The sequence below is a fragment of the Streptomyces nogalater genome (genome assembly GCF_039532885.1).
In the GTDB taxonomy this organism is placed as follows: domain Bacteria; phylum Actinomycetota; class Actinomycetes; order Streptomycetales; family Streptomycetaceae; genus Streptomyces; species Streptomyces nogalater.
In genome coordinates this window covers 77,602-101,432 of sequence record NZ_BAAASM010000013.1, presented here as the reverse complement: position 1 = coordinate 101,432, position 23,831 = coordinate 77,602, and the positions used below count along the sequence as shown (strand labels likewise).

General features: G+C 73.5%; 22 protein-coding genes. 15 read left to right on the top strand and 7 right to left on the bottom strand.

Annotation, left to right across the window (positions count from 1 at the left end; translation table 11 throughout):
• Window positions 1-61 precede the first annotated feature (61 nt).
• Both ABD350_RS11740 and ABD350_RS11735 read right to left on the bottom strand, forming a co-directional pair.
• Entirely contained in the window at window positions 62-1,468 is a 1,407-nt protein-coding gene (locus ABD350_RS11740) for a condensation domain-containing protein (RefSeq protein WP_344347869.1), read from the bottom strand.
• A gap of 290 nt (window positions 1,469-1,758) precedes the next feature.
• Window positions 1,759-4,602 carry an AfsR/SARP family transcriptional regulator gene (locus ABD350_RS11735; protein ID WP_344347868.1) on the bottom strand — a complete coding sequence of 948 codons (2,844 nt, stop codon included), beginning with the start codon at window positions 4,600-4,602 and terminating at the stop codon, window positions 1,759-1,761.
• A gap of 169 nt (window positions 4,603-4,771) precedes the next feature.
• Between ABD350_RS11735 and ABD350_RS11730 the strand changes: the two genes are divergently transcribed.
• The 8 genes from ABD350_RS11730 to mqnE all read left to right on the top strand — a co-directional run bounded on the left by ABD350_RS11730 (window position 4,772) and on the right by mqnE (window position 13,358).
• A complete protein-coding gene (locus ABD350_RS11730) occupies window positions 4,772-6,073 on the top strand; it encodes a hypothetical protein (RefSeq protein ID WP_344347867.1) in 1,302 nt (433 codons plus the stop codon).
• Window positions 6,070-7,674, top strand: a complete 1,605-nt coding sequence (locus ABD350_RS11725) for a vWA domain-containing protein (protein ID WP_344347866.1) — start codon at window positions 6,070-6,072, stop codon at window positions 7,672-7,674. The genes ABD350_RS11730 and ABD350_RS11725 overlap by 4 nt, the downstream gene beginning before the upstream one ends.
• Window positions 7,661-8,428, top strand: coding sequence for a hypothetical protein (locus ABD350_RS11720; RefSeq protein WP_344347865.1), 768 nt, complete (start codon window positions 7,661-7,663; stop codon window positions 8,426-8,428). Before ABD350_RS11725 ends, ABD350_RS11720 begins: the two co-directional genes overlap by 14 nt.
• A 69-nt stretch (window positions 8,429-8,497) precedes the next feature.
• A complete protein-coding gene (locus ABD350_RS11715; protein ID WP_344347864.1) occupies window positions 8,498-9,949 on the top strand; it encodes a menaquinone biosynthesis decarboxylase in 1,452 nt (483 codons plus the stop codon).
• Window positions 9,946-10,845, top strand: coding sequence for a menaquinone biosynthesis prenyltransferase MqnP (mqnP, locus tag ABD350_RS11710; protein ID WP_344347863.1), 900 nt, complete (start codon window positions 9,946-9,948; stop codon window positions 10,843-10,845). The genes ABD350_RS11715 and mqnP overlap by 4 nt, the downstream gene beginning before the upstream one ends.
• Window positions 10,846-10,982: 137 nt before the next feature.
• Window positions 10,983-11,648: a UbiX family flavin prenyltransferase gene (locus ABD350_RS11705; protein ID WP_344347862.1), complete on the top strand. Its 666-nt coding sequence runs from the start codon at window positions 10,983-10,985 to the stop codon at window positions 11,646-11,648.
• A 52-nt stretch (window positions 11,649-11,700) separates the two neighbouring features.
• Window positions 11,701-12,156, top strand: a complete 456-nt coding sequence (locus tag ABD350_RS11700; protein ID WP_030601569.1) for an Lrp/AsnC family transcriptional regulator — start codon at window positions 11,701-11,703, stop codon at window positions 12,154-12,156.
• 38 nt (window positions 12,157-12,194) lie between these two features.
• Window positions 12,195-13,358: an aminofutalosine synthase MqnE gene (gene mqnE, locus ABD350_RS11695; RefSeq protein WP_344347860.1), complete on the top strand. Its 1,164-nt coding sequence runs from the start codon at window positions 12,195-12,197 to the stop codon at window positions 13,356-13,358.
• 164 nt (window positions 13,359-13,522) lie between these two features.
• Here the strand turns inward: mqnE and ABD350_RS11690 are convergent, their stop codons facing one another.
• Window positions 13,523-14,047 (bottom strand): GNAT family N-acetyltransferase, encoded by a 525-nt coding sequence (locus ABD350_RS11690; protein WP_344347859.1) that lies wholly within the window; start codon window positions 14,045-14,047, stop codon window positions 13,523-13,525.
• A 134-nt stretch (window positions 14,048-14,181) separates the two neighbouring features.
• On the opposite strand from ABD350_RS11690, the gene ABD350_RS11685 reads away from it, so the two are divergent.
• Together ABD350_RS11685 and ABD350_RS11680 are read left to right on the top strand one after the other, a co-directional pair.
• On the top strand, window positions 14,182-14,490 hold the full coding sequence (locus ABD350_RS11685; protein WP_344347858.1) for a DUF4229 domain-containing protein: 309 nt from the start codon (window positions 14,182-14,184) through the stop codon (window positions 14,488-14,490).
• A 110-nt stretch (window positions 14,491-14,600) separates the two neighbouring features.
• The gene (locus tag ABD350_RS11680; RefSeq protein ID WP_344347857.1) at window positions 14,601-15,251 is read left to right on the top strand and encodes a TetR/AcrR family transcriptional regulator; all 651 of its coding nucleotides are present in this window, start codon (window positions 14,601-14,603) and stop codon (window positions 15,249-15,251) included.
• Window positions 15,252-15,288: 37 nt separating this feature from the next.
• Here the strand turns inward: ABD350_RS11680 and ABD350_RS11675 are convergent, their stop codons facing one another.
• Complete coding sequence (locus tag ABD350_RS11675) at window positions 15,289-16,143, bottom strand: MaoC family dehydratase (RefSeq protein WP_344347855.1); 855 nt, start codon at window positions 16,141-16,143, stop codon at window positions 15,289-15,291.
• Window positions 16,144-16,371: 228 nt separating this feature from the next.
• Between ABD350_RS11675 and ABD350_RS11670 the strand changes: the two genes are divergently transcribed.
• The 4 genes from ABD350_RS11670 (at window position 16,372) to ABD350_RS11655 (ending at window position 20,359) form a co-directional block, all read left to right on the top strand.
• Window positions 16,372-18,318: an AMP-dependent synthetase/ligase gene (locus ABD350_RS11670; protein ID WP_344347854.1), complete on the top strand. Its 1,947-nt coding sequence runs from the start codon at window positions 16,372-16,374 to the stop codon at window positions 18,316-18,318.
• A 38-nt stretch (window positions 18,319-18,356) separates the two neighbouring features.
• Window positions 18,357-18,965 (top strand): DUF6232 family protein, encoded by a 609-nt coding sequence (locus ABD350_RS11665; RefSeq protein ID WP_344347852.1) that lies wholly within the window; start codon window positions 18,357-18,359, stop codon window positions 18,963-18,965.
• Window positions 18,962-19,306: a hypothetical protein gene (locus ABD350_RS11660; RefSeq protein ID WP_344347851.1), complete on the top strand. Its 345-nt coding sequence runs from the start codon at window positions 18,962-18,964 to the stop codon at window positions 19,304-19,306. The genes ABD350_RS11665 and ABD350_RS11660 overlap by 4 nt, the downstream gene beginning before the upstream one ends.
• A 171-nt stretch (window positions 19,307-19,477) precedes the next feature.
• Window positions 19,478-20,359, top strand: a complete 882-nt coding sequence (locus ABD350_RS11655; RefSeq protein WP_344347850.1) for a LysR family transcriptional regulator — start codon at window positions 19,478-19,480, stop codon at window positions 20,357-20,359.
• A 64-nt stretch (window positions 20,360-20,423) separates the two neighbouring features.
• Here ABD350_RS11655 and ABD350_RS11650 read toward each other — a convergent pair whose 3' ends face one another.
• On the bottom strand, window positions 20,424-21,053 hold the full coding sequence (locus ABD350_RS11650) for a class I SAM-dependent DNA methyltransferase (protein ID WP_344347849.1): 630 nt from the start codon (window positions 21,051-21,053) through the stop codon (window positions 20,424-20,426).
• A gap of 97 nt (window positions 21,054-21,150) precedes the next feature.
• On the opposite strand from ABD350_RS11650, the gene ABD350_RS11645 reads away from it, so the two are divergent.
• Window positions 21,151-22,803, top strand: coding sequence for a serine/threonine-protein kinase (locus tag ABD350_RS11645; protein ID WP_344347847.1), 1,653 nt, complete (start codon window positions 21,151-21,153; stop codon window positions 22,801-22,803).
• Here ABD350_RS11645 and ABD350_RS11640 read toward each other — a convergent pair.
• Together ABD350_RS11640 and ABD350_RS11635 are read right to left on the bottom strand one after the other, a co-directional pair.
• Window positions 22,800-23,114, bottom strand: coding sequence for an AzlD domain-containing protein (locus ABD350_RS11640; protein ID WP_344347846.1), 315 nt, complete (start codon window positions 23,112-23,114; stop codon window positions 22,800-22,802). The two genes, ABD350_RS11645 and ABD350_RS11640, sit on opposite strands and share 4 nt — an antisense overlap.
• Window positions 23,111-23,827 carry an AzlC family ABC transporter permease gene (locus ABD350_RS11635; RefSeq protein WP_344347845.1) on the bottom strand — a complete coding sequence of 239 codons (717 nt, stop codon included), beginning with the start codon at window positions 23,825-23,827 and terminating at the stop codon, window positions 23,111-23,113. The genes ABD350_RS11640 and ABD350_RS11635 overlap by 4 nt, the downstream gene beginning before the upstream one ends.
• Window positions 23,828-23,831 lie beyond the last annotated feature (4 nt).

Sequence of the window (23,831 nt, the reverse complement as noted above, 5' to 3'; positions counted from 1 at the left end):
TCACGGTCGTCCGCTCCCACGGCGGTCCACGCGATCCAGCCGGATCCGGTTCCGTGATGACCTAGGACACCGCGGACAGGCTGCCGTCGGCGACCGAGGCGATCCGGTCCCGCAGCCGTTCCGCGTACAGCCGCATGTTCTTCGCCGCGATGTCCGTGTCCGGGTACCGGCTCGCCAGCCACAGCCCCTCGGGCAGCCGGTTGACCCACACGCACACCTGGTCGCCGTACGACACCCGCAGCAGCCCGTACGCCTTCAGCTCGGCCCACCGCGGCGCGCCCGGCAGGCCGCGGGTGTCGACGTAGGAGACGATCGAGTACAGGTCGGGGGAGACCGGCCGGAAGTCGGCGCCGAGCAGGCGCAGCACCCGGGCCAGCGGCATCCGGGCCAGCGCCCGGTTGGCCCGCAGCTCCGCCCGTACCGCCCGCAGGGCCTCCGGGAAACCGCGGGTGCCGCCGACGGGCACCTCGATGGGCGCGGCGCCCACGTACCAGCCCACCGACTCGCTCCAGCGGGACGTGGCCCGGGTGTGGAAGGGCACCACGGTGCGGTACACCGGCTGCCCGCCGAGTTCGTGCACGATCAGCCCGGTCGCGGCCAGCACCCCGGTCATGCTGCCGCCGTAGGGCCGGCAGTACTCCTCGAACGCGGCGGCCGTGTCCGCGTCGGCCAGCGGCTCGGCCAGCATCCGCTGCCGGGGCAGCGGATCACCCGGCGCCAGGCCCAGGTCGACCGGGAAGCCCGGCAGGGTGCCGTCGCAGCGGCGGATGAACTCCCGCCAGCGCTCCACGATCGCGTGCCGGCCGTCGACGCCGTCGGCGTGCGACCGCTCGATCTCGCAGAAGTCGACGTAACTGGCGGCCGTAGGACCGGCGTCGGCTCCGGCCGCGCCCGTGGCCGCCGCGTACAGCTCGTGGATCTCGGCGGGCATCCGCTGCACCGAGTAGGCGTCGACGTTGCTGTGGTCGAAGGCCAGGTACACGCTCGCGCCGTCGTCCCGGACGACCGCCGTGTAGAGGAGATTCGGCCAGCGCAGCGCGTCCGCGACCGTGTCGAAGCGGTCCTGGAGGTGCCGGACGAGTGCGTCGGCGTCGGGGAAGTGGCCCGCCTCCTCGCGGTGCAGGGACACATCGGCCGGATCCAGGGTGAAGCGGCGCAGCTCGTCACCGGCCCAGCGGAAGCCGCTGCGCAGCGTCTCGTGCCGCACGGTCCAGGTGTGCAGGGCCCGCTCCAGCGCGTCCAGGTCGACCGGGCCGGGCAGGTCGAAGGCGGTGCCGACCCAGGTCGGCACGAACAACCCGTCCTCCCTCAGCGACCGGGCCGTCCTGATGTGCGACTCCTGGATGTAGGCGGGCGGCCGGGAGTCCTCGGGGAGTGCCGTCGCCGCCGCGACGGTGGCCGGGCTCAGCGTCCACTCCACGAGCCGTCCCGGCCGTACCTCGCAGCGCTGGATGTCAGTGATTCGCACGCGTCTCCCATCGAAGAAGGGGCCCCTGGATGCGGGCCCCCTTCCAAGGCAATGCCGTGGAACGCGGCCGGACATGCCCGTTTGGTCCATTTCAACGGAACGGGTGGCGGGCCGAACGCGGAAGTGATTAACGGTCGGTGACCGCCTGGCCCCGGCCGGGGGCCGCTTCCGCCCCCGTCACCTGCCCGTTCAAGGTTTCTCGCAAGGTTCCTCCCAGGACGGCCGGCCAGAGTGGGTGTCGTGGTCCACGGGGGACGGTACGGGGAGGAACGCCTCCCCGTACCGGGGCCTCAGCCGAGGGCGGCGAGCAGGGCGCGGGTCTGGGCCACGCGGGCGGGGTTGACCTCCATGTCCCGGAAGACGTCGAGGGCCTGTTCGTAGCAGCGGCGGGCGGCCCCCCGGTCGCCCAGGGCCTGGTGGGCCTCGCCCAGGTGGACCAGGGCCTCCGCCTCGTTGAAGCGGTGGCCCAGGGCGCGGTGCAGTTCCAGGCAGCGCTCGTGGCAGAGGAGGGCCTGGGTGTACTCGCCGAGCTGCTGGTAGGCGTAGCCGAGGGTGTCCAGGGTGTCGGACTGGCCGCGCAGGTCGCCGAGTTCGTCCTGGAGGGCCAGCGCCTGCTCGCAGCGGGTCACGGCCCCTCGGTGGTCGCCGGACTGCACGAGGTCCCACGCCACCGCGTTCAGGGCGCGGGACAGCCCGGCCCGGTGGCCGAGCCGGGAGAAGAGGCCGACGGCCAGCTCGTCGTGGCGCAGCGCCGCCGGACGGTCGCCCGTGTGCTCGTACAGCCAGCCCAGGGCCAGATGGGTGTAGGCCTCGGACAGGGTGTGGCCGCCGCTTCGGGCCAGCGACAGCGCCTGGTCCAGCCGGTGCCGCGCCGTGGCGTGGTCGCCCGCCTCGATGCGTTCCATGGCCAGCACCTGGTACGACTCGTTCCGCGCGACCGCGTCACCGAGCCGGGTCGCGGCCCGCAGCGCCGTGTCGTGCACGGCGGCCACGTCACTCCACCGTCCGCGCCGGGTCAGGAAGGTGGTCAGGGCCCAGGCCAGCTGCCAGGCGTGGATGTCGTGGCCGTGCCGCGCGGCCTGGTGCACGGCGGCGATCAGCGCCGGCTGCTCCCGGCCGAACCACGCCATGGCCCGGTCGTGGGTGGTGATCTCCTCGGGCCGCACCCCGTGGGCCGCCGGCGGCAGCCGGACGGGGTCCCGGTGCGGAAGCAGCAGCCGGTCCGCCGACCAGGCGGTGCGCAGATAGTGGTCCAGCACCCGGACCCGGGCCGCCCGCGCCTCCGCGTCGTCCCCGGCGGCGACCTCCAGGGCGTAGGCGCGCAGCAGGTCGTGGCCGGCGAACCGGCCGGGGGCGTGCTCCTGGAGGAGGTGGCGGGTGCGCAGCCGGTGCAGCGCCCGGTGGACCCGCGCCGGCCCGAGCCCGGTGAGGCTGCCGGCCGCGGCCACGCCGATGTCGGGGCCGGGCGCCTGCACGAGCTGCCGGAAGACCCGGGCGGTGTCGGCGTCCAGGGCCCGGTAGGAGGCGGCGAGCACGGCCCGTACGTCGGTGGCGTCCTCTCCCGTGCTCAGCGCGTCCAGGCGGCTGCTCTCGCGCACCTCCTCGGTCAGGGCGGTCAGGGTGGCGACCGGGTTGGTGGTGACGCGTCCGGCCAGCACGCTCAGGGCCAGCGGCAGCCCGGCGCACTGGCCGACCAGTTCGGCGGCGGCCTCGGGTTCCGCGGCGACGCGTTCGGCACCCAGCCGGCCGGCCAGCAGCTCGTGTGCCGTGGCGGGGTCGAAGGCGTCGACGGTCAGATGGGTGACCTGGTGCGCGGCGGTCAGCCCGGTGAGCTGGTCCCGGCTGGTGATCAGCACCGCGCAGCCGGGGGTGCCCGGCAGCAGCGGCAGGACCTGCGCGGAGTCCCGGGCGTTGTCCAGGACGACGAGCATCCGCCGGCCGGCCAGCAGACTGCGGTACAGCGCGGTCTGGGCGTCGAAGGCCACCGGGGCCCGCCCGGGGTCGACACCGAGCGCGTCGAGGAAGCCGCGGATCACCACCCGGGGGTCGGCGGGTTCCCCCGACGGGGTGAAGCCGTGCAGGTCGACGAAGAGCTGCCCGTCGGGGAAGTGGTGCTGCCGGCGGTGTGCCCAGTGCAGCGCCAGGGAGGTCTTGCCGACCCCGCCGATACCGCAGATCACCATCACCGGCAGGGTGGCGCGCGGCCCGGTCTGGGCGGCCAGGGTCTTGTCCAGGACGGCGAGTTCGGCGTCCCGGCCCACGAAGTGCGCGGGCGGGGCGAGCAGTTGCCGGGGCGTGGTGGAGCGGGCCCCGGCGGACGGGGCCGCCTCGGGCAGGGCCGATTCGGGCGGGGACGGCTCGGGCAGGGACAGCCCGGGATCGTTGGCGAGGATGCGCTGGTGCAGGGTGAGCAGCCGCGGGCCCGGGTCGGCGCCCAGCTCCTCGGCCAGCCGGTGCCGCAGGTCCTGGTAGTGGGCGAGGGCCTCGAAGGGGCGGCCGGCCCGGTACAGGGCGAGCATCAGCTGACCGGCCAGCCGTTCGTCCAGCGGGTGTTCGCGGGCCTTCACGGCCAGCTCGGACAGCAGGTCGCCGTGGTGCCCGGCGCGCAGCCGGAGGTCGATGTGGTCCAGCTCGGCCGCGAGCCGCTCGCCCAGCAGGGCCTGGCGCTGGTCGTCGAACCACGGGACGTCCACGGTGGCGAACGGCTCCCCGCGCCACAGTCCGAGCGCCCGCCGCATCAGCGCCACCGCCTCGGTGCCGTCGGCCGTGCGGGCCCGCGCGACCAGGTCGCGGAAGAGGTGCAGGTCCACCGAGAGCGGGTCGGCTTCCAGGACGTATCCGCCGGGGCGCCGGGCGACGGTCACCTCCGCGGCCGGGCGCAGGGCCTGGCGTAATCGGGACAGATAGCCGTACAGCGTCTCCTTGGTGCGCTGCGGCGGCCGGTCGCCCCACACCCGGTCGACGAGCGTGTCCACCGAGACCGCCCGGCCCACGTCCACGAGCAGCGCGGCCAGCACACAGCGCTGCCGCATGTGCCCCACGTCCACCGCGCGGCCCCCCAGCCGTGCCTCGATCACGCCCAGCAGGCCGAACTCCACCGCCATCGCGTCCTCCCCCTCCTCCACGGTAGGCACACGGCCCCCGCGCCCGCCATCCGTCCGACGGCGGTTCCGTCCGTGAACCCGGGCTTCCGCAACCGTCTGACGGGCATTCACTTGCCTTATCGCCGTAGTTGGTTCGGCGTTCCGTCCGCCGTCGTCCCGTCCGTGCACGATCCTGCCCCCGCCGACGCAGGAGAACCGGGTGGCCACTCACACAGCCGACAGCGACAGACCCCGGCCGAGCCGCGAGCCCCGCCTGAGGGTCGGCGCCCCGGCGGTCACGCCCGCGCGCCGCTCACTGGTGCGCAGGCTCCTCCCGCGCGCCGTCGCCGCCGCCACCGCGCTGTGCGCGATCGTCGTCCTCGCCCAGGGGCACGCGGCGCTGCCCTTCGAACGGATCGTCACCATCCAGGCCAAGATGGCCTCCAAGGCCGACTTCTTCGAGGACCCCGAGGTCCGGAGGCTGCTCGTGCGGCACGGCTACCGAGTGCACCTCACCCGCATGGGCTCCCGGGGCATCGCCACCCAGCGCTACGACGGCTATGACATCGTCTTCCCGTCGGGACAGCCCGCCGCCGACCTGATCACCTCCCGGCGCGCGGCCGAGGGCCACCCGGCGACGACGTACCGCCCCTTCGTCAGCCCGATCGTGCTCGGCACCTACCGCGAGTACGCCGAGACGCTCCGGGAGGCCGGGATCGCCACCCCGCTGCCGGGCGTGCCGGCCGGGGCCGAGCCGATGTACTACTCGCTGGACATGCGGAAGTTCCTCGGCGCGTCCGCCGCCGGACGCCGCTGGGACGACCTCGGCACCGCCCCGGGGGGCCGCCGCATCGGCATCGGCCGGCACGGCATCCACAACGGCAACAAGGTCCTCGCCCAGACCTCCGACATCTGCCAGGCCAACTCCGCCGGCACCTATCTCGGCCTGGTCTCCTACGTCCGGAACCACGAGGACATCCCGCAGACCCCCGCCGAGGCCACCCGGTTCGCCCAGCGCGTCCGGCTCCTCCTCAACGACCAGGGCATGCCGTCCTCCGAGAAGAACGAGACCTACGTCTCCGCCGAGGGCAAGAGCATCTCCCCGATCGCCGTGATCTACGAGCACCAGTTCCTGGCCCACCAGATCGCCGCCCGGTCCGCCACCGGACACGTCGACACCGGACGGGTCCTGCTCTACCCCTCGGCCCGTTTCGTCACCGAACCCCAGCTCATCGCGCTCACCCCGCACGGTGACGCGTTCGGCGAGCTGATCACCAGGGATCCGGCGCTGCAACGGCGCGCGATGGAACTGGGCTTCCGGGTCCGCGACGCCCAGGGCGGCTCGGCCACCAGCGACGCCCTGACCCGCTTCCTGGGCGAGCGCGGCATCCAGGCCCCGGTGCTCTCCGACGACGACACCAAGGCCGTACTGCCCCGCCTCGACCTGCTGGAACGCATGATCGAAACCGTCGGCGACTGCCCCCCGGCCGCCCCCGCCCAGCCCCCCGGGGAGACCCCATGACGCCCGCCCCCCGCACCCTGCCGCTCGGACCGCTGTGCCTGTGCCTGGTGCTGGCCGTGGTGCTCGGCGGGCTCGCCTCCTGCTCCGGCGACGGCTCCAAGACCACCCTGCGCGTCCTGGCCAGCGACGAACTCACCGACATGAAGCCGCTGCTCGACCGCCTCCAAAAGGACACCGGCGTCCGCCTGGACATGCACTACCGGGCCACCAACGACGCCTCCGACACCCTGCTCACCGGCCGCCACTCCTACGACCTGGCCTGGCTCTCCTCCGACCGCTATCTGCGCCTGAGAGCCAAGCACGCCCCCGCCGGGGCCACCCCCGCCACCGGGATGCAGAGCGCCTCGATCATGCGCTCCCCGGTCGTCGTCGGCCTCACCCCCGACGCGGCACGCACCCTGCGCGCCCAGGCCCCCGGCGGACGCCTGTCCTGGGCCGACCTCGCCGACGCCGCCGCCACCGGGACCGTACGGTTCGGCATGGCCGACCCCCGGCGCAGCAACAGCGGCCTCGCCGCCCTGGTCGGCGTCGCCACCGCCGCCGCCGGCACCGGCCGCGCCCTGCGCCCCGCCGACGTCAGCTGCGACCGGCTGCGCGGCTTCCGCTCCGGCCAGAGCCTCACCGCCGCCGGCTCCCGCGCCCTGCTGGACGCCTTCGCCGCCCGCCCCGGCCGCACCAACGCCCTGATCACCTACGAGTCCGAACTGCTCGCCCTGAACGCCTCCGGCCGGCTCCGCGCACCCCTGGAGATCGTCCACCCCGCCGACGGCATGGTCCTGGCCGACTACCCGCTGCTCCTGCTCGACCCCGGCCGCCGCGCCGCCTACGACCGGGTCGTGGACTGGCTCACCGCCCCCGGCCACCAGCGCGACATCATGCGCCGCACCCTGCGCCGCCCGGTCAGCACCGAGGTACCCCGCGACACCCGCCTGACCGCCCCCCTGGACAACGCCCTGTACTACCCGGACGACCCGGCCGTCCTGGACCGCCTCCTCGCCGACTACGGCGACCCGGCCCGCCGGGGCGCCGACCAGGTGATCTTCCTGCTGGACTTCTCCACCTCCATGCGCGGCGCCCGCACCCGCGCCCTGCGCGCCGCGTTCGCCGGACTCAGCGGCGCCGACGGCTCCGCCCGTGCCAAGTTCGTCCGCTTCCATCAAGGGGAACGGCTCACCGTCGTACGCTTCGGCGGGCGCCCGCTGGCCGAGCGCACGGTCACCGTGCGCGGCCCCGCCGACCTGAAGACGCTGGCGGGCTTCGTCGCCGACGGCGGCTACGACGGCTCCACCGCCGTCTGGTCCGCCCTGGACCACGGCTACCGCACCGCCGAACGGGCCCTGCGCGCGGACCCCGGCCGGCTGGTGTCCATCGTGCTGATGACGGACGGCGAGAACAACGCCGGCCTCGACCGGGCCGCCTTCGCCCGCCGCTACCGCGCCCGCCCCGCCGACGTCCGCGCCGTCCACACCTACGCCGTCCGCTTCGGCGACGCCGGCGCGGACGGGCTGCGCCAGGCCGCCGAGCTGACCGGCGGACGCCTGGTCGACGCCCGCGCCACTTCCCTGTCCACCGCGTTCAAGGAGATCCGTGGCTGTTCTTGACGGCACCTGGTGGAGCGCCTGGTGGGGCCCGATGGCCTGGTGGCTGGCGGCCCTCGCCGGCCTGCTCGTGCTGGCCGGCCGGGCGCTGCGGCGCGGGCTGGCCCGCCTCGGCAAGACCGCCGCCGACCCCGCCTACCTGCCCCTGTACCTCGACAACGACGCCGTCATGGGCCTGTTCAAGATGGGCAACTACAAGGCGGCCCTGCGCAAGGAGGTCGAGGAGCGGCGCATCCGCAACGCCGGCTGCCTCGCCGTGATCCCGCTGGTCTCCCTGCTGCTGAAGGTGACCGGCGGCAGCACCACCGAGGTGGTCGCCAAGTACGTGGAGAAGAGCGAGCCCATCTCGGTGATCGGCCTGCTGCTGTCCGTGCTGCGCCGGGGCGACGCCCTGGTGGAGGTCCGGCTGCGCCCCGACTCCGGGACCGTCATCCCCAACCGCGCCCTCCTCGGCGAGCTGGCCCGCACCGGGCCGGCCACCGCGGTGCCGCTCAGCGAGATAGGGGAGTTCGTCATGGTCACCGGCCGCTTCGAGGCGGGCGGCAGCCGCGGCGACACCCTGCTGATGCGGGCCCCCTACGCCGACGGCGGACCCACCGCGCACCTCAGGGTCGTCCTGCGCGGCGACGGACTGCTCACCCCGGACCGGGAACTGCCCGAGGGCCAGTTCCAGGCGCACTGCCTGGGCAAGGTGACCAGCTGGGACCCCGAGGCCCGGGAGGTCGTCCTGCAGTACCCGGTCGCCGTCTTCCGCTGACCCGGCCCCGCGCCGGAACCGGGGGGGTGGCCACCGGGACAAAGCGGCACGTCGGCGATACTGGGGCACATGGCTTACGACGATCTTCGCTCCCTGCTCCGGGCGCTGGAGCGCGAGGGCGACCTCAAGCGCATCAAGGCCGAGGTCGACCCGTACCTGGAGGTCGGGGAGATCGTCGACCGGGTGCAGAAGTCCGGCGGCCCGGCGCTGCTCTTCGAGAACGTGCGCGGCTCGGACCTGCCCCTCGCCATGAACGTGTACGGCACCGACCGCCGCCTGCTGAAGGCGCTGGGCCTGAAGTCGTACGACGAGATCTCCGACAAGATCGGCGGTCTGCTGCGGCCCGAGCTGCCGCACGGCTTCGTCGGTGTGCGCGAGGCCTTCGGGAAGCTGGGCGCGATGGCCCACGTCCCGCCGCGCAAGGTCAAGGAGGCGCCGGTGCAGGAGGTCGTCCTGCACGGTGACGACGTCGACCTGGACCGGCTCCCGGCGCTGTTCACCTGGCCCCAGGACGGCGGTTCCTTCTTCAACCTCGGCCTGACCCACACCAAGGACCCCGAGACCGGCGTCCGCAACCTGGGCCTGTACCGCCTCCAGCGCCACGACAAGCGCACGATCGGCATGCACTGGCAGATCCACAAGGACAGCCGCAACCACTACCAGGTGGCCGCCCGCCGGGGTGAACGCCTCCCGGTGGCGATCGCCTTCGGCTGCCCGCCGGCCGTGACGTACGCCTCCACCGCCCCCCTGCCCGGCGACATCGACGAGTACCTGTTCGCCGGCTTCCTCGCGGGCAAGCGGATCGAGATGACCGACTGCAAGACGGTCCCGCTGCAGGTGCCCGCGAACGCCGAGGTGGTCCTGGAGGGCTGGCTGGAGCCCGGCGAGATGCTGCCCGAGGGTCCCTTCGGCGACCACACCGGCTTCTACACCCCGCAGGAGCCGTTCCCGGCCCTGCGGATCGACTGCGTGACGATGCGCAGGCGCCCGCTGCTCCAGTCGATCGTCGTCGGCCGGCCCCCGACGGAGGACGGCCCCCTCGGCCGGGCCACGGAACGCTTCTTCCTGCCCCTGCTCAAGATCATCGTCCCGGACATCGTGGACTACCACCTGCCCGAGGCCGGCGGCTTCCACAACTGCGCGATCGTCTCGATCGACAAGAAGTACCCCAAGCACGCTCAGAAGGTGATGCACGCCATCTGGGGGGCGCACATGATGTCCCTCACCAAGCTGATCGTGGTCGTGGACGCCGACTGTGACGTCCACGACCTGCACGAGGTCGCCTGGCGGGCCCTCGGCAACACCGACTACGCCCGTGACCTCACGGTCGTCGAAGGCCCCGTCGACCACCTCGACCACGCCTCCTACCAGCAGTTCTGGGGCGGCAAGGCGGGCATCGACGCCACGCGGAAGTGGCCGGAGGAGGGCTACACCCGCGACGGCGGGTGGCCGGAGATGGTCCTGTCGGACCCGGACACGGCGGCCTTGGTGGACCGCCGCTGGAAGGAGTACGGGCTGTGAGCAGCGCTGCCGCAATCGCCCAGCCGGGCCGGACCAGGGCGTTCCTCCGCCTGGTGATGATCGAGCACTCGGTCTTCGCGCTCCCCTTCGCCTACATCGCCGCCCTGACGGCGATGTACGAGCGGGACGAGAACATCCACTGGGGCCGGCTGCTCCTGGTCACCGTCTGCATGGTGGGCCTGCGCACGTTCGCGATGGCGGTCAACCGGATCATCGACCGCGAGATCGACGCCCGTAACCCGCGCACCGCGCACCGGGAACTGGTGACGGGCGCGATGTCGGTCCGGCACGCCTGGACCGGCGCGCTGATCGCCGTCGTGGTCTTCCTGGGCGCGGCGGCCCTGCTCAACCCGCTGTGCCTGGCCCTGGCACCGGTGGCGGTGGTGCCGATGGTGGTCTACCCCTACGGCAAACGGTTCACCAACTTCCCGCAGGCCATCCTGGGCCTCGCCCAGGCCATGGGCCCGATCGGCGGCTGGCTGGCGATCAGCGGGGAGTGGTCCTGGACGGCCGTGATCCTCGGCCTGGCCGTCGGCATCTGGATCGGCGGATTCGACCTGATCTACGCCTGCCAGGACGTGGAGACGGACCGCGAGATCGGCGTGAAATCGGTCCCGGCGCGCTTCGGCATCCCGGCCGCGATCTGGGGCGCCCGCGCGTGCCACACGGTCACCACGGCCCTGTTCGTCTGGTACGCCCTCGCCACCGACGCGGGCGCGTTCTTCTGGCTGGGCCTGGTGATCGTCGCGGCGGCCTTCGGCTACGAGCACCGGATCGTCCGCCCACACGACCTGTCCCGGCTGAACAGGGCGTTCTTCAGCGTCAACGGGTTCATCGGTATCGCCTTGTTCGTGTGCGCGCTGCTCGACCTCCTGGTGCGAGGGCTCACCGTCTAGCCCGTTTCCGCCGTTCGCGGGGTCCCCGGCCGGGTGGCCGGACCCCGCCCTCCCGGCCGCCCCGAACCCCAACCGGTCCTGAGCCCCTTGGTGTCCGCCGGTACGCTCAAGGTGTGAACGCAGGAGAAACGCAGCGCGTGCCTTGGATCGTGGGGGTGTCCGGAGCTTCCGGGACGCCGTACGCGGCGGCCGTGCTGCGGGCGTTGCTGGCGGCCGGGGAAGCGGTGGACCTGGTGGTCAGCCGGGCCTCGCGGCTGACGCTGCTGGACGAGACGGGCCTGCCCTTCCGGGACGCCCACTGGCAGGACGACCTCGGGGAATGGCTGGCCCGCGGCGCCGACGGCAAGCCCGGCACCTTCGACGTGGACGTCAGCGGCGTCCGCTACTGGAGCGCGGGCGACTTCGCGGCCGGCCCGTCCTCCGGCTCTTACCCGGCCCGCGGCATGCTCATCGTGCCCGCCTCCACCGCCTGCGTGGCCGGTGTGGCGCTCGGCCTGTCCAAGGACCTCCTCCAGCGTGCGGCGAGCGTCACGCTGAAGGAGCGCCGCCCGCTGGTCGTGGCCGTACGGGAAGCCCCGCTGAACGGCCAGACGCTGCGCCACCTCGTCACCCTGGACGACGCCGGCGCCTCGGTCGTCCCGGCCTCGCCCGCCTTCTACGCGGGCGCCACCCACATCCAGGACCTGGTGGACTTCGTGGCCGGCCGGGTGCTGGACGCGGCGGGCGTCGGCCACGGTCTGTACCGGCGCTGGCGGGGAGACCTGGGCGGCGGCGGTCCGGCGGACGGCCCGCGGGGCGATTAGCAGTACGTACCTCTCATCACTCCAGGAACTTTCACCGGAAGGCTTCGATCGCATGGACGCGGTGGACAGGCAGCTCATCCAGGCCCTGAGGGAGAACGGCCGGGCCTCGTACGCGGAGCTGGGGCGCCTGGTGGGCCTGTCGGGCCCCAGCGTCACCGACCGCATCAACCGGCTGGAGGCGGCCGGTGTCATCACCGGCTACCGCGCCACGGTGAACGCGGCCTCGCTGGGCCTCGGCGTCACCGCACTGATCGGTATCTCCCTCTCCGACGCGGCCGACCACGAGGATGTCGCCCAGCGGCTGCGCGACCTGCCGGAGATCGAGGACTGCTGGTTCATCGCGGGCGACGACTCGTACATGCTCAAGGTCCGGGCGTCGGACGTGGACGGCCTGGAGCGGACCATCCGCCGGCTCAGCGGCACCAAGGGCGTCTCGCGGACCCGGACCACGATCGTGCTGTCCACGAAGTGGGAGAACCGGGTCGGGGAGCTGCCCGAAGAGGTCTAGGGATACCGTTGGTCGGGCTGTCGTAGAAAGGTGTTGCCATGGACGTCGGGCTCAAGCGCGAGCTGGAGGAGAAGGTCCGCTCCGGGGAGCGGCTGACCCGCGAGGACGGCATCGCGCTGTACGAGTCGGACGACCTGGCCTGGCTCGGCGGTCTCGCCCACGAGGTGCGCACCCGCAAGAACGGTGACGTGGTCCACTTCAACGTCAACCGTCACCTCAACATGACCAACGTGTGCACCGCGTCGTGCGCCTACTGCTCGTTCCAGCGCAAGCCGGGCGAGAAGGACGCGTACACGATGCGCATCGAGGAGGCCGTCAAGCTCGCCAAGGCGATGGAGTCGGAGAACCTCACCGAGCTGCACATCGTCAACGGTCTGCACCCCAACCTGCCGTGGCGGTACTACCCGCGCTCGCTGCGGGAGCTGAAGAAGGCGCTGCCGAACGTCTCGCTGAAGGCGTTCACGGCGACCGAGATCCACCACTTCGAGACGATCAGCGGGCTGTCCGCCTCGGAGATCCTGGACGAGCTGATCGACGCGGGCCTGGAGTCGCTGACCGGTGGCGGCGCGGAGATCTTCGACTGGGAGGTCCGGCAGCACATCGTGGACCACCGCACCCACTGGGAGGACTGGTCCCGCATCCACCGGCTGGCGCACGAGAAGGGTCTGAAGACCCCGTGCACCATGCTGTACGGCCACATCGAGGAGCCGAGGCACCGCGTCGACCACGTACTGCGGCTGCGTGAGCTCCAGGACGAGACGAACGGCTTCCAGGTCTTCATCCCGCTGCGCTACCAGCACGACTTCGTGGACATGAAGGACGGCAAGGTGCGCAACACGCTCCAGGCGCGCACCAGGATGGCGACCGGCGCGGAGGCGCTGAAGACCTTCGCGGTCTCCCGGCTGCTCTTCGACAACGTGCCGCACGTGAAGGTCTTCTGGGTGATGCACGGCGTGCAGACCGCCCAGCTGGCCCTTCAGCACGGCGCGGACGACATGGACGGCTCGGTCGTCGAGTACAAGATCACTCATGACGCGGACAACTACGGCACGCCGAACAAGCTGACCCGGGAAGACCTCCTGGAGCTGATCCGCGACGCCGGCTTCCGCCCCGTGGAACGCAACACCCGCTACGAGATCATCCGGGAGTACGAGGGCCCGGACCCGTCCCGCCGCGACGAGCCCCAGCCGATGCGGGTCTGACCACTCGGTCACTTCCGAACCAGCCGCAGCCGGGCGACGGCAGGAACGACCCCCTCGCTTCTCCGCCGGAAACGAGGGGTACTCGCCCGGCATGCCGGCAGCGAAGGCCCCCGAGGACCGGTACGACGCCGCACCCTTCGTCCCCGAGGGCGCCGCAAGCCGGGTCAGCGCAGCGGCAGCAGCATGACGATCTCGTCGCGGTCGTCGCCGGGCGCGACCCGGATGGCGTCCGGGACCCGGCCGACCTCCTTGTAGCCGCAGGAGGCGTAGAACCGCTCCAGGCCGTGCCCGCCCCGGCAGGTCAGCCGGATCGCCTCGATGCCGTCGAGCCCGCGGGCCGCCTCCTCGGCGGCGGCCAGCAGGTCGCGGCCGTAGCCCCGGCCCTGGTGGCGGGGGTGGACCATCACCGTGTACAGCCACAGCCAGTGGGTCATCAGCCGGTGGGTGTTGCGGGTGAGGAAGGCGGTCGCGGCCACCCGGCCGGCCTCGTCGTGGCCGACGAGCAGCCGGGTGCGGCCCTCGACCAGCTGCGTGAAGTGGCGCACCAGCTCGGGCCGTATCTCGTCACGGGTCACCGGGGGGACGAAGCCGACGGAGCCGCCAGCGTTCGAGACGTCCGCCCACAGATCGAGGATGCCGTCGCGGAGGGCGGGGGTGATCGCTGGATCCAAGGTGAAGGTAAGAGGCACCAGCGGAGTGTATCTATTACCCGCCCGGCGCCCGGCGCCCCTGCCACCCCCTTGCTCGACCCCCTTGCATGATCGCCACCGGCTCGTGCTTCACTGGACGATGACCCTATTTGGAATCGGACGAGTGGATTGAGATGCTCCGCTACACGCTGATGCGCCTCGGTATCTTCGCGGGCTGCCTCGTGATCGTCTGGGGAGCCGTCTACTCGGGCATCTTCCCGCGCGGCTTCGGTGACTCCAACCTCCTGTGGGTGCTGCTGCTCTCCCTGGTCCTGTCGGCGCCGATCAGCTGGGTGGTGCTGCGCAAGGAGCGGGACCGGGCCTCGGTGCGGATCGTGCAGAAGGTCGACCGGATGAAGGCCAACCTGGAGGCCAACCGCACCCAGGAAGACCTCGCCGACGACGTCGCGCGGGCGCAGGGCGGGGCCACCGCCTCCAGCTAGCGCGTGCCCGGGGCGGCGGCCCGCCGCCGGCCGGTACGCGCTCGGCCGGTACGTGCTCCGTCGAATCGTGCCCGGCCGGGTACGGCACCCGGCCGAACTAGTCTTGCCCCATGGGTGCCGTGAAGACCAAGCGGATGCCGAGGGCGGTGCGCGAGCGGCAGATGCTCGACGCCGCCGTGCGGATCTTCGGGCAGCGCGGGTACACGGCCGCGTCGATGGACGAGATCGCCGAAGTCGCGGGCGTGTCCAAGCCGTTGGTCTACCTGTACCTGAACTCCAAGGAAGACCTCTTCACCGCCTGCATCCGCCGGGAGGCCGCCGCGCTCACGGCGGCCGTCCGCGCGGGGGTCCGGCAGGACCTGCCCGTCGAGCAGCAGCTGTGGGACGGTCTGCGGGCGTTCTTCGCGCACACCGCCGAGCATCCGGACGGCTGGTCGGTGCTGTATCTCCAGGCGCGCAGGCACGGTGAGCCGTTCGTGTCCGAGGCGGCGGCGATGCGCGCGGAGATCGTCGCGTTCGTGACCCGGCTGGTGGCGGTGGCGGCGCGGGAGGCGCACCGGGACCCCGACCTGCCGGAGCGCGAGGTGGCCGGGCTCGCCGAGGCGCTGGTCGGCGCGGCGGAGTCGCTCGCCGCGTGGGCCAACAGCACACCGGAGGTGACGGCCCACCAGGCCGCGTCCACCCTGATGAACTTCGCCTGGTCGGGCCTGGGCAACCTGATGCGGGGCAGGACCTGGACCCCGCCGCCGGAGCGGGATTAGCGCCACCGGGAACCGCCCACGCGGCTTCCCGCGTCCCTCAGCCGCCCCGGACCGACCCGCCGCCCCGGACCGACCCCGCCACGCACAACCGCCCGCCCTCGCCCCGCAGTTCGAACCGCCCCCGGCCGTCCGCCCCGTACGCCACGGTGCCCGGCAGCAGCACCGGTGCCCGGAAGCGGGCCCGTACGACGGTCGTGGCCGGGGTGCCGTGGGCGGCGAGGCAGCGGGCGAGGGTCCACATGCCGTGGGCGACGGCCCGGGGGAAGCCGAAGAGCCGGGCGGTGCACGGGTGCAGGTGGATGGGGTTGCGGTCGCCGGAGACGGCCCCGTACCGCCGCCCCACATCACCGCCGAGCCGCCACTCGGCGACGGTGGGCAGCCGCTCCCGGACACCCGCCGTATCGCGGGGTGCCGGCCCCTCGGTCCGGGCCAGGTACCCGCTGCGGGACGACCACACCACCTCGCCCTCCGACCGTACGGCCGTCACCACCACCGCCTCGGTCCCGCTTCTGCGCGCCGTCAACTCCGCCACCCACACCGAGATCTCGTAGCTCTCGTCGGCCGGCAGCGCGGTGCGCCGCTCGATCTCGACGAAGGTGTGGACCAGCCCCAGCAGCGGCAGCGGGAAGTCCCGGCCGCTCATCAGCCGCATGGCCAGCGGGAAGCCGAGGACGTGCGGGTAGGTGAGGGGCAGGGCGGACTCGCCGGTGGGGAAGCCGCAGACCCGCTCGTACGCGGCCAGGTGCGCGAGATCGACGCGGACGCCGGGCAGGACCAGCCGGGTGCGGGGGACGGCGGCGTCGGGGGCCGGGCGTTTGAAGGGGGAGCGCAGGGCGCCCCGGGCCAGCAGGGGGCCGAGCGCGGGCGGCGCGGCGAGGGTCACGGTGTGCATCGGGTCACGCCCCAGCGGTGTCTCCGGATGGCCTACTCCGAAGTAACGTTACCGGAGGTAAGCCGGGGCGGGGGTCACCCCCCGAGGCTGCACATCCCCGGCCCCGGACCCGCCCGGAACCCGCACAACCCTCTCACAGTGGAGCCGTACGATCACCAGGCCTGACCAGCGGTAACCCCGCCCGCACAGGGGTCCGCCGCCGGTGCACGCACGCCAGAGGAGCCGCCCGTGTCCACGTCGTACCCGAACGCCCCCGCCTCCTCCGGCGCCCCCGTCTCCGCCACCGACTACGACGGCCGGCCGGTCCTCGTCCAGCCCGACATACGGCGGCTGGACGGCGCGGTACGGGAGGTGTCGGTGCCGCCGTTCGCGCCCCCCGTCACCCACGGCTCCCTCGCCGACCTGCCGTTCGAGAACGCGGAGGCGGCCCCCGGCGCGGTCGTGCTCGGCCGCAGGCTGCCCGGCGGTCGCTGGACGGACGTGACGGCCGCACGGTTCGCCGCCGAGGTGCGGGCGGTGGCGAAGGGGCTGATCGCCGAGGGCCTGATGCCCGGCGACCGGATCGCGATCATGGCCCGTACGACCTACGAGTGGACCCTGCTGGACTTCGCCGCGTGGGCGGCCGGGCTGGTCACCGTGCCGGTGTACCCGACCTCCTCCGTCTTCCAGACCCGCTGGATCCTGCACGACTCCGGCGCGGTCGCCCTGATCACGGAGACCGCCGCCCAGGCCGCCGCGATCGGTCCCGAACTCCCGCACCTGCCCGACGTACGCCATGTGTGGGTGATGGAGAAGGAGCATGTGGCCCGGCTCGCCGACGCGGGCGCGGCGGTGCCGGACGCGGAGGTGGGCGTCCGCCGGGGCATGCTCGGCCCCGACACGCTCGCCACGCTGATCTACACCTCCGGGACCACCGGCCGCCCCAAGGGCTGCGCCCTGTCGCACGGCAACTTCTTCGCCGAGGTGGACAACGCCATCGAACTCCTCCACCCGGTGTTCAAGGCGCGCGACCACGATCCGTCGGTGCTGCTCTTCCTGCCCATGTCCCATGTCTTCGGCCGGATGGTGGCCATCGCCTGCGTCCGCGCCCGGGTCCGCCTCGGCCACGCGCCCAGCCTGGCCCCGGACGATCTGCTGCCGGACCTGGCCGCCTTCCGGCCCACCGCGCTGCTGACCATCCCCTACATGCTGGAGAAGGTGTACAACTCGGCGCGGGCCGGTGCGGAGGCGGGCGGCCGGACGGCGGTGTTCGACCGGGCGGCGGCCGTGGCCCGGCGCTACGGCGAGGCGCTGGAGGCCGGCCAGACCGGCACCGGCCCCGGCCCGAGCCGCGCCCTGAAGACCCAGCGCGCCTTCTACGACCCCCTGGTCTACCGCCGTATCCGCACCGCCTTGGGAGGCCGCGTCCGGTACGCGATCTGCGGCGGCTCCCCGCTCGGCCGGCGCCTCGCCGCGTTCTACGCGGGCGCGGGCATCGAGATCTTCGAGGGCTACGGCCTGACGGAGACCACCGGCGCCTCCACGGTCACCCCGCCGCTCAAGCCCCGGCTGGGCACGGTCGGCTGGCCGCTGCCCGGCACCCGGGTGCGGATCGCGGCGGACGGCGAGATCCTCGTCGCCGGCGGCCATGTGCTGCGCGGCTACTGGGACGCCCAGGCGGGCGGGGTGGTCCCCGCGACCCGCGAGGGCTGGCTGCCGACCGGCGACCTCGGCGCACTGGACGACGAGGGGTATCTGACCATCACCGGCCGCAAGAAGGAGCTGCTGATCACGGCGGGCGGAAAGTCGGTGGCACCGGCCCCGCTGGAGAACTGGCTGCGCCAGCACCCGCTGATCTCCCAGGTGATGCTGGTGGGTGACGGCCGCCCCTACGTCTCCGCGCTCATCACCCTCGACCCCGACGGCATCACCCACTGGCGCCAGATGCTCGGCAAGCACCCGGTGCCGCCGGAACTCCTGGTGGGCGACGAGGAGTTGACGGCCGTTCTGCAGCGGGCGGTGGACGAGGCGAACAAGCTGGTCTCCCGCCCCGAGTCCATCCGCCGCTTCGCCGTCCTGCCGACGGACTTCACGGAGGCGGCCGGCCAGCTGACCCCGTCGATGAAACTCCGCCGGGACCGGATCCTGAAGGACTTCGCGGCGCAGGTGGAAGGCCTGTACGAGCGCCGCGCGTAGGCCGTACTCTGCGGAAAGTCGACATCACGGGGGAGCACATGGACGACACGAACGGCACCGGCGCCCCACCACCGCCCGGGCGCCCGCCCGGGCCACCGGCCGCCCCACCACCCCCGCCCTCCGCGCCGCCCACGGGGCGGACGGGCGGCGCACTCGTCCTCCGGGTGAGCCGCCGCATGCTGTGGGTGGGCTCGGCGGCCTTCCCGCTGCACAACATCACCATGGTCGACGCCTTCATGCTGAAGCCCGACCGGGGCTCCGCCCTCGGCCGCGCCCTGAAAGGGCTGCTCGCCGCCGTCGTGATCTACGTCGTGTTCAACCTGATGAGCGGAGGTGACGCGCGCATCGGGGAGAACGGCAATCCCGCGCTCCTCATCGTCCTGCTCGTCGCGGTGCTGTTCATCACCTTCAAGGGCCTGTTCGAAGCGGACAAGCCGGTGCTGGCCGTCCAGGTCGCCAGCGGCTCGTCGGTGGTGGTGACCCTGCCGAGCATGGAGGAACTGCGGCAGATCGCCGGCCGGATCGCGTACGCGATCGACAACCCGGAGGCCGAGTTCACCGCGGTCGTGCACCAGTACCACACCAACAACTACGGGCCGGTCGCCAACCTCAACGGCGGCCAGGGGAACACGGGGTTCAAGCTGTGAGCGACACGACGAACTACTACGGGCCGGTCGCCAACGTCAACGGCGGCCAGGGCAACGTCGGCTTCAACTACGGCACGGTCGGCGCCGCCGCCGATCCCGAACTCCGCGCCGCCGTCGCGGAACTGACCCGCGGCCTCGCGGAGCTGCGCCGGCACCTCACCCCGGAGCAGGACCGGACCGTGGAGGAGGCCCTGCCCGCGCTGACCCCCGACCGGGCCGCCCTGCGCGAGCGCGGACTGCTCCTCGCCTCCATCGCCCAGATCGCCGCCGCCGTCGGCACGGTCGGCGAGCCCGTCGTGACCGCGGTGGGGCGCCTGATCGCGCTGCTGGGCCAGGGCTGACCGCACGGTCGGCACCCGCTCCCCGCGTCTCCCGCGTCGTCCGGACTCGGCGGGGCGGGGAGCAGGGTTGCCGCCTGGGTCGGTCGCGGCCCGCCCACGATCCTCGTACGAGGCGAACACCCAGTCAATCCTGGGGTTTTCTTCCCGGATCCAAGCATTAACTTGGGTCTCATGACTCTGGACGACCTCCGTGTGTTCGTGGCCGTGTGCCGCGCGGGCAGCCTGAGTTCGGTCGCCCGCGACCTCGGCCGCACCCAGTCCGCCGTCAGCCAGCATGTGAAGCGGCTGGAGCGGGAGACCGGCGTCGCCCTGCTGGAACGCCGCCCGCGCGGGGTCGTGCCGACCCAGGCCGGCCGGATCCTGGAGACGGCGGCGGCCGAGGGCATCAACGGCCTGGACCTGGCCGTGCGACAGCTCCGCGACCTCCTCGACGGCCACAGCGGCCACGTCCGCGTCGCCACCGGCGCGACGACGGTACGGCACTTCATGTCCGAGGCGGTCGTGACCTTCCGCCGCAGCCATCCCAAGGTCAACCTGGAGTTCCAGACGGTCAGTTCGGGCCGGGGCAGCTTCGACGCCCTCGCCGACGGCACCCTCGACCTCGCCTGGATCACCATCGGCCCCCCGGTCCGCGGCATCGAACAGCGGACGGTCGTGGAACTGCCCTGGCTCCTCGCCGTACCGGCCGACGACCCCTTGGCGGACCGCGCCCACCTCGACCCCGCCGACCTGGCCGGCACCCGGCTCATCCGGCTCCCGCCCAACTCCACGTCCGCCGCCCACCTCGAAGCGGCCTGCGCGGAACGAGGGGTCCGGTTCGCCTACGAACCGAGCGTCGCCGACTGGGACACCGCCCTGCTCCTCGCCGAACTCGGCGTCGGCAAGGCGGTCGTCCCCGCCGTCCCCGGCCTGCCCGTCCCCGGCGACGGCCCCCTCCGGCTGATCCCGCTGCCCGGCCTGCGCCCCCTCCCCGTCGGCTGGGCCGTACGCCGCTGGGACGCGCTCAGCCCACCGGCCCGCGCCTTCGCCGACACGGTCGCCTCCGTGCGCTGAGCGAGCCACTCGCGCTCCCTGAGCCGGTGCGGGGCCGGGCCGGGCGCGGCACCCTCAGACCTCGTCAGCCTTTCTTCCGGGCGAGGAGGAACGCCTGCGGGGCCGACTCCCCGTGCTCCTCCACCCGCTCGCGCACCGTGCTGGAGTGCGGGGCGAAACCGGCGTCGCTCAGCAGCCCGGCCATCTGCTCGGGGCGGCGCCGGTGGAAGTCCAGGGAGACGGGGTGGCCCCACGGCTGGTCGAGGTGGAGTGGTTCGTCACCGGTCTGGAAGGCGAGCAGGAGCCGGCCGCCGGGGGACAGGACCCGGTGGAACTCGGCGAACAGGCCGGGGAGTTCGTCCAGGGGTGTGTGGATGCTGGAGTACCAGGAGACCACCCCGGCCAGCGAACCGTCGGCCAGGGGCAGCTCCCGCATCGAGCCCTGCTCGAACCGCAGCGTGGGATGGCGGCGGCGGGCGAGGGCGATCATCGCCTCGGACAGATCGAGGCCGAACACGGACAGACCGAGCCCGTCGAGGTGGGCGGTGATCTCGCCGGGGCCGCACCCGAGGTCGGCGACCAGTCCCGCGGGTCCGACCTGTTCGGCGTACGCGGCGAGGAGGGCCCGCTCCAGGGGCCGGTGCGCGAGCTGGTCGCGGAAGTGGACGGCGTAGTCCTCGGCGATGGTGTCGTAGAAGGCGCGGGTGTCGGTCATGGGGAGGGACCCTAGCGGGCCGCACCCGGGCCCCCCGTACTCTGATCGCCGTTGGCCGGAACATGACGCCGGAACATGACGTGGGGGGGACGGGCCGATGGACCCGATGACGGAGGTCTTCCGGCCGCTCCAGGCCGACGACCCGGTGGCGGTGGCCGGTTACCGGCCGGCGGCCCGGCTCGGTGCGGGCGGTATGGGCCGGGTGTACCTGTCCCACACCCAGGGCGGACGTCCCGTCGCGCTGAAGGTCGTACGGCCCGAACTGGCGGACGACCCGGACTTCCGGCGGCGGTTCCGGCGGGAGGTGACGGCGGCCCGGCGGGTGCGCGGCGCGTACACCGCCGAGCTGATCGACGCGGACCCGGACGGCACCCCGCCGTGGCTGGCCACCGTGTACGTGCCGGGGCCGTCGCTGGCCGACGCGGTGGCCCGGCGCGGTCCGCTGCCGGTGGCGGCGGTGCTGTGGCTGATGGCGGGGGTCGCGGAGGCGCTGCGGGCGATCCACGCCGAGGGGGTCGTGCACCGGGACCTGAAGCCGTCGAACGTACTGCTGGCCGCCGACGGGCCCCGGGTGATCGACTTCGGTATCGCGGTGGCGGCGGACGGGACCTCGTACACGGCGACGGGAAGCATCATCGGCACACCCGCGTTCATGGCGCCCGAGCAGGCGACCGGCGGTGAGGTGACGGCGGCGACGGACGTGTTCGCGCTCGGGCAGACGGCCGCGTTCGCGGCGCTGGGCCGCCCGCTGTACGGCGAGGGGCCGGGCGTGAACGTGCTGTACCGGATCGTGCACTCCGAACCCGACCTGTCCCTGCTGCCCGAGCCGCTGCGCCCGCTGTTCGCGCGGTGTCTGGCCGCCGACCCGGCGGAGCGGGCCACCCCGGCGGAGATCGTGCGGTGGTGCCGGCGGCGGCTGGGCGCGCAGGCCGACGCGGGCGGCGGACCGGCCGTGTGGCGGGAGATCACCGGGCCGGAGGTCACGGTCCCGGCGCCGGTGCCCGAGCCCACCGCCATCGCCCCGCGGCCGCTGGTCGGTTACCCGCCGCCCGGGTGGCCGCGGCCGACGGCTCGGGAACGCGAGACCCGCAGGCGGCGCACCGCGCTGATCTCGGTGACCGCCGTGGCGGTCGGCGCGCTGCTGGTGGCCGTCCTGGCCTGGTCGGGCGTGGTCACGGAGGGCCGGTGGGGTGCGCGGAAGGCGGCAGCCGGGGCCACCGCGTCCGGGGCCACGGCGTCCGGCTCGCCCGGCTCCGGTGGCGCGCGGTCGTCGGCGTCCGCGTCCGGCTCCGGCTCCGGCTCGGCGGACTCCCCGGGCGGGGGAGCAGCCGTGCCCGGGGCGGCGGCGCGCTCCCCCTCGCCGGCGCGGCCGCGCGCCGAGGACCACGCCCGGGCGTACCTGGACGCGACGACCCCGCTGAGCATCGAGCACCCGGACGGCAAGGGGAAGGACGACAGGGGCGCCCTCCGCCTCGGCTGCCGGACGATCGGGTGCGAACTGGACAGCGGGGACAGCGTCATCATCCAGATGTACGGCGCCCACGGCACCACCCTCGACGAGTGCCGGCTGATCCTCAAGGACGCCACGAAGCACAGCTGGACGCTGGCCGGAGCGGCGGCCGGCAGTGAGTTCTGCCTCCGGCACCCGTCGGGGGACATCGCGTTGTTCGTCGTCCAGGTCAAGTCGACCGCGCTGCCGGAGGCCGCCTTTCTGGAGGGCGATCTGACCGTCTGGCGGGACGCGGCCTAATCCGTCCCCGCCAGCCGCAGCAGCGCCGTCGTCACCGCGGCGGCCAGCACCACCGCGACGAACGGGGCCCGGCGCCAGGCCAGCGCGGCGCCGACCAGGACCCCGGCCGGGCGGGCCCAGCCCGCGAAGCGGCCGGACTCGGTCAGCGTGCCCGTGGCCAGCAGGGCGACCAGCAGCACCACCGCGCTCGCCGACGCCAGCTCCTGCACCCGCGGCGGCACGGTGACCCGGCCGTGCAGGACCGGGCCGACCAGCCGGAAGGCGTACGTGCCGACGGCCAGGGCGAGGGTCACGGTGATGACCGCGTTCATACGGCGGCTCCGGAGACCGCGGGGCGTCTGTGCGCCAGCAGTCCGGCCAGCGCGAGCAGCACCGGGACCCCGACCGGGACGGCGGGCGTGACCGCGAGGGCGAGCGTGGCGCCGAGCAGGGCGCACCGCCGTACCGTCGCGTCCGTGCGCACGGTGGGCAGCACCAGGGCGGCCAGGACGGCGGGGAAGGCGGCGTCCAGGCCGTAGCGGCCGGTGTCGCCGAGGGCGCTGCCCGCGAGCGCGCCGGCCAGGACGCCGAGGTTCCAGACCGCGAACACGCCGATTCCGACCGTCCAGAACGCCCGGCGCCGCCGGGCCGGGTCCGGCTCGGCGAGGGCGAAGGCGACCGACTCGTCCGTGACCAGGTGGGCGCCGAGGAACCGGCTCACCCGGCCGGTGCCGAGGATGTCGGCCACGGCCAGGCTGAAGGCGGCGTTGCGGGTGTTGAGCATCAGGCCGGCGGCCACGGCGGCGGCCGGGCCGCCCCCGGCAGACAGCACGCTCACGGCGGTGAACTGGGCCGCCCCCGCGTACACCACCACGGACATCAGCACCGGCACCCACAGCGGCAGCCCGCTCCCGACGGCCACGGCGCCGAAGGACACGCCCAGGATGCCGTCGGCCAGCCCCACGAGCGCGCTGTCCCGCAGGAGGGCGCGGTCGTCGTCGCTGTCGGGGGGCCCGGCGGGTCCCGTTCGCTGTGCCGAACGCATGTTT

Bases quoted from the DNA above. Each gene is read 5' to 3' on its own strand.
- ABD350_RS11635 (WP_344347845.1), bottom strand. From the start codon at position 23,827: ATGCGTTCGGCACAGCGAACGGGACCCGCCGGGCCCCCCGACAGCGAC.
- ABD350_RS11665 (WP_344347852.1), top strand. From the start codon at position 18,357: ATGGACGACACGAACGGCACCGGCGCCCCACCACCGCCCGGGCGCCCG.
- ABD350_RS11725 (WP_344347866.1), top strand. From the start codon at position 6,070: ATGACGCCCGCCCCCCGCACCCTGCCGCTCGGACCGCTGTGCCTGTGC.
- ABD350_RS11685 (WP_344347858.1), top strand. From the start codon at position 14,182: ATGCTCCGCTACACGCTGATGCGCCTCGGTATCTTCGCGGGCTGCCTC.
- ABD350_RS11655 (WP_344347850.1), top strand. From the start codon at position 19,478: ATGACTCTGGACGACCTCCGTGTGTTCGTGGCCGTGTGCCGCGCGGGC.
- ABD350_RS11650 (WP_344347849.1), bottom strand. From the start codon at position 21,053: ATGACCGACACCCGCGCCTTCTACGACACCATCGCCGAGGACTACGCC.
- ABD350_RS11700 (WP_030601569.1), top strand. From the start codon at position 11,701: ATGGACGCGGTGGACAGGCAGCTCATCCAGGCCCTGAGGGAGAACGGC.
- ABD350_RS11680 (WP_344347857.1), top strand. From the start codon at position 14,601: ATGGGTGCCGTGAAGACCAAGCGGATGCCGAGGGCGGTGCGCGAGCGG.
- ABD350_RS11715 (WP_344347864.1), top strand. From the start codon at position 8,498: ATGGCTTACGACGATCTTCGCTCCCTGCTCCGGGCGCTGGAGCGCGAG.
- ABD350_RS11640 (WP_344347846.1), bottom strand. From the start codon at position 23,114: ATGAACGCGGTCATCACCGTGACCCTCGCCCTGGCCGTCGGCACGTAC.
- ABD350_RS11675 (WP_344347855.1), bottom strand. From the start codon at position 16,143: ATGCACACCGTGACCCTCGCCGCGCCGCCCGCGCTCGGCCCCCTGCTG.
- mqnE (WP_344347860.1), top strand. From the start codon at position 12,195: ATGGACGTCGGGCTCAAGCGCGAGCTGGAGGAGAAGGTCCGCTCCGGG.
- ABD350_RS11645 (WP_344347847.1), top strand. From the start codon at position 21,151: ATGGACCCGATGACGGAGGTCTTCCGGCCGCTCCAGGCCGACGACCCG.